Genomic DNA, 5,077 nt, shown 5'->3' on the forward strand with positions numbered 1-5,077 from the left:
TGCCTAGGCTAGCCCCTTGTCACACAAACTACCGAAGCCTCATAAAAGAAGATCTTAATGAGATTTATTCGCATCAAGGTCTTCCTTTAATGAACACTTGAGGAGATACGGCAGCTTATCTGCTCGATCGACACGTCAAATCACCTTAAATTTGGTCAAAATTACTGCTACTAAAAGAGTATCAGTACTCATATTTGCCGTTTTTTGGCCACGGCTCTTTATAGACACCCTGTACAGCGACGGTGGTAGATTTCGGAACGTGCCCGTCAGCCCCGTTCCGAAAAGCGAGCCGCATGCAACGGCCAAGCCACGACAGGCCCCGGGAGAGCGGGGACACCGGCTTAGGTTTATCGCGAGTTCCGCACGAACAGGAGGCCACTTAATGTGGCCTCCGTCGTGAGCAGGACTGTAGAGCAGGAAACCTAAGCCGGTGTCCCCGCTCTCCCGGGGCCGGCGGAATTTAGTTGTTCAGCATGCGGTCGAAGCTTCCCGAGTCGCCATCCCGATAGTCGGCGGTCATCAGAATCTCCTGCGGAATGCGCCCGCCTTCACGTAGCACATTGCGGAACTGCACGCGCGTGACCATGGGCAGATCCTTGATCGTCGCCGCCAAGTTCTGCGGCACGCCCTGGTTGGCAGCCGCGCGCTCGCACTCGCCGCCGGCCTTCACGCGACGCTTATGCTCGGCGAGCATGGCGCGGTACATACCGGCATGCAGGCGAATCTCAACCACATTGGCATTGCGAGCCTGCTCGACGATGCGCGCGCCCTCGCGGTCGATATCGCCCACGTAGTAGACGTAGTTAAAGCGATAGCCGATCTCGGCCAGATAATCGTCCAGGGCATGCGAGACGCTCGCCTTGCATCCGCCGCCAAAAATCACGCCGCCCACCTTGATGCCAAAGAGCTTGGCGTGCTTGCGGCCACGCAGCAGCCTGACGATCTCGTCGTAGGTGTCCAGGTTCTCGACCATAATGAACGGCTTATCGGCGCCCAGCGTAAAGAAACCCGTAAAGTGCACGGGGCGGTTGGGGGCGACCTTGATCGCCTGCATGCTGATGCCCTTTTCGGTCATGCGCCTTATCAGGCGCTCACCGTGCTTGCCGTCAAAAGCCTTCTCGTCGTTAAAAATCTGGTAGGCACGCTGGCGGCGCGAGGCAACCGGCGTATCGGCACCTCGGTTTTGCTCGATCCAAGCCTGGATGATTGCGATTTCCTCGGCAATCTTGCGGTTGGACATCTCGTTGTGCTGAGTGCGCTGCGGCGCCTTTTTGCCGTCCTTGCCCTCGACCTTAACAATTTGAGTCTGCTGTTCCTTGATCTTAGAGAGCGCCGTAGGCGTAGGGACAACTTTGAGCAGCTGCCTGCCCAAAACGCGGGCAAGGGCAAACGCCGATACCTCGCCGTGGACGGCCGACTCGGGCTGCTGGGTAGCACTATCAGCCGCGGCAGGCTCAGCCTGTGCATGAGGCTTACGCTTGGAATCTGCCCGGGTATTACGTTCCTGCTTGGGCGCAGACGAGCGCTTTTGCGGACGATCGGACTTGGCCTCCTTCGCCGGCTGGCGCTTGACCTGATCCACCGGAGTCTCGGCCTTCTCATCTCCGTTTTGTGTCGCTGTCTTCTCGGCCGCGGCCTCGGCATTTGAGCCACGACCGCCGCGGTGACGACGACGGCGGGGCTTGCCTGAGGCGCTCTCCCCCGCCTGCTTATCAGCGGTCTGTTGAGCTTTGACCTCAGTGTCAGCCGCAGGCTGCGACTCGGAAGGTTGCTGCTCGCGAGCCGCCGGCTCAACGGTTTTCTCGGTTTGTTCGGCCTTCTCGTCCTGGGTGGTCGAAACCGACTCGCCCTTCTCCTGACGCTTTACGGGATACGCACGTCCCGCAAAACCACGTCCGGGACGGCATGAACCCGGAGCCTTCTTGGCAGACTCCTCAACATCGTCTGCAACCTCAGAAGACTCTTCAACCTCACGCGCGGCATCCTGCTGTGCAGCCTTAAAGTGAGCACCGCGACGGCGCTTGGGCTCTTGGGCCTCCACGGGCTTTTGATCCCTCGTGGGCTTCTGCGACTCGGCAGCAACCTCGGTCTCAACAGCCTCGGCATCCGTCTCGCCCTTTCGAGCAACGGCGCGACGGAAGCGCTCCTGCTGGGCGCGGCGCTGTGCATCGCGCTTGCCGCCCCCGCCAAAACCGCCGCGTCCTGCCTTGGCCGTAAAGGCACGCACGACGTTCTCATCGAGCAACTCATCGGTATCGACATGCTCACGCGGAGCAACTTCTTCCACAGCAGGCACGTCAGCGAAATCCTCGACGACAAAATCTTCGACGGACTCGGCAGGCTGCTCCTGGGCATCGCGGATCTCGGCATTGATGGTATAGAACGCCGGGCGCCCGTTAATGCCGCTGCCCTCGATCTTGGTAACAATCTTTGCCGCGATGAGTTCGTCGCGCATCACCTTGGTGTTGCATTCCTTATCGACGGAACGGAAAATCTGCGCCAGCGCGCTCGACTTGATCTTGAGCGCCTTGCGGCAGAGCAGGTCGTAGGCAACCAGCTTGGCGCGCTCGGCAGAAAGCGACGTCTTGCTGCTCAGGCGCTCAGCCAAAGCATCGACATTGTTTTGATTATCGGAATATACCGTCTTGGCCACGGGGCCCCTTTCATATGTACACATATACGTCTATATGGTACAACGCGCGCCCTTATTCACGCAAAACATCTGCGAGAACGCCCTTGCACCACCTGTTATCACAAGAAAAAAGACCGGGTCCGCTTGATTGCGGACCCGGTCTTTCCGAGTCAAATAGATGGGAGATTCAACCCGTCCGACCGACTACGCCTTAGCGGCCTCGGCGTCGGCAGAAGCCTCAGCGGCAGCGGCGCGACCGTACTCGGCCTTGCCCATCTCGGACCACTCGGGCTCCTCGTCGGGCATGGAGCCGGCCTCCTTGCCGAAGAACTCCTTGAGACAGTTGACGGCAACGATGAGGCCCAGGACCATCAGCAGGACGGCGAAAACGAGCTGCAGGCCCTTGGTGGCGGCGACGGAGACGGCGGCCGTGGTGGCGGTAGCCGGGATGGTGCCGAAGAAGCCGTAAGCCTGGACAGCGGTCATGCAGCCCATGGCGCTCTGGACCAGCGAGGTGAAGGTGCAGCAGAGCAGGAAGGCGACGGGCACGTAGAGCATCCAGCCCTTGCGGCCGGTGCACTTGCAGAACACGGCGAGGGTGATCATGGTCATGCCGCCGAGCAGCTGGTTGGAAGCACCAAAGAGCGGCCAGATGTTGGCATAGCCGCCAAAGGCGAGGGCGAGACCGGGAAGCAGGGTGACGACCGTGGCGAACCAGGGGTTGCCGAGAACCTTCATGTAGCCGGCCTTGGACTCGATGGCCAGGGCGTCGTTGGTCTGGGCAAAGAACTCGGAGAACGAGGTGCGGGCGATGCGGGCGACGGCATCGAGCGAGGTCAGGGCCAGAGCGGAGACGTTCATGGTCATGAAGACGGTAGCGAGCGTGCCGTCAACACCGAAGGCCTGCATACCGCGGGAGATACCAGCGGCGAAGATCTGGAACGGGGTGGAAGCGACGCCGGCGTTGAGGGCACCAGTGCCGGCGGTGTTCATATCGGAGAACATGATGCCGGCGACGATGATGGCAAGGATGCCGACGAAGGACTCGACGATCATGGCGCCATAACCGACCTTGACGGCGTCCTGCTCCTTCTCGACCTGCTTGGAGGAGGTACCAGAAGAAACGAGGCTGTGGAAGCCGGAGAGGGCACCGCAGGCAACGGAAACAAACAGGACTGGGAACATCATGCCAGAAGCGCTGGAGAAGCCGGTAAAGGCCGGAGCGGTGATGGTGGCCTGGCCGTTAACACCCAGGACGACGATACCGAGGACAGCGCAGGCGATCATGACGATCATCATGATGGAAGTGAGGTAGTCGCGAGGGGTCTTGAGCATCTGGATGGGCATGGCGCCAGCAAAGACCAGGTAGACCATGACAACGGCGAACCACTGGAACTTGTCCAGGTAGACCGGGAACTGCATGCCGACGGCAAACATGAGAACCATGAGCACCACGCCAGTGACAAACTCGGCAGCGCCGGTGAGGTTGAACTTCTTCTGGGCCCAACCAAAGGCGATAGCGACGAAGGTGAACAGGATGGAGATGGTACCAGCGCAGCCGGCGGCATAGGACTTGGTGAAGTCGATAGCACCGGTGGCAGCGCCAGAAGCGTCAACGACCGAGGTGAACATGAACGTCTTGCAGACCATGTCGGTGAAAGCGGCGATGACGATGATGCAGAACAGCCAGCAGAACAGCAGGAACAGGCGACGGCCGGTCTTGCCGATGTATTTCTCGATGAGCTGGGCCAGGGACTTGCCGTTGTTCTTCATCGAAGCGTACAGAGCACCAAAGTCGTGGACGGCGCCAAAGAAGATGCCGCCGACGAGGACCCAGAGCACGACGGGCAGCCAGCCAAAGGCCATGGCGACGATCGTACCCGTGACAGGGCCAGCACCGCAGATCGAGCTGAACTGGTGCGAGAACGCGGTAAAGGCGGAGACGGGCGAGAAGCTCTTGCCGTCCTTCATGCGCTTGGCCGGCGTGAGGGCCTCTTTGTCAACGCCCCACTTGTTGGCCAGCCAGCGGCCGTAGCCCAGATAGCCACAGGCGAGCACCGCCGCGGCCACAACCATGAGCAAAACTCCGTTCATTACATTTCCTCCTCTAAAAAGAACTTCCTAGACATAAAAAATGAGGGCCGTCGGTTGCGCTCGACGGCCCTCATCTTCATCAGCCGCCCGTTATCGTACGGGCTAGCTGTATGTGCTAACCCGCATCAGATAATTACTACGCTGATAATGTTTAGCTGATGCGTGAACATGTCTAAGAAATCCTCTTCAATCATGATGTGAACGATCCGTGCGTGTTCACATCCCCCAGTGGTTGAAAAGGAGTATGAAACTTTAGTTACCTAAAGTCAACGCAAATTTGTAATGGATTTTCAACTTTTTTGAATTTCTCGTTATAAAACGCCACTGACCTCGGACTTTACCCAACAAAAG

The 5,077-nt window shown here is 59.1% G+C and carries 2 protein-coding genes; both read right to left on the reverse strand.

From position 1 onward, the window contains the following. Positions 1 to 460: 460 nt before the first annotated feature. Positions 461 to 2,653 (reverse strand): hypothetical protein, encoded by a 2,193-nt coding sequence (locus DW037_RS10280; RefSeq protein WP_158566612.1) that lies wholly within the window; start codon positions 2,651 to 2,653, stop codon positions 461 to 463. Between the two features lie 183 nt (positions 2,654 to 2,836). After that, positions 2,837 to 4,726, reverse strand: coding sequence for a carbon starvation protein A (locus tag DW037_RS10285; RefSeq protein WP_118373257.1), 1,890 nt, complete (start codon positions 4,724 to 4,726; stop codon positions 2,837 to 2,839). Positions 4,727 to 5,077: the final 351 nt, after the last annotated feature.

It is taken from the genome of Collinsella sp. AF39-11AT (assembly GCF_003474585.1).
In the GTDB taxonomy this organism is placed as follows: domain Bacteria; phylum Actinomycetota; class Coriobacteriia; order Coriobacteriales; family Coriobacteriaceae; genus Collinsella.

Coding starts and splice junctions, on each gene's coding strand:
- DW037_RS10285 (WP_118373257.1), bottom strand. CDS start 4,726: ATGAACGGAGTTTTGCTCATGGTTGTGGCCGCGGCGGTGCTCGCCTGT.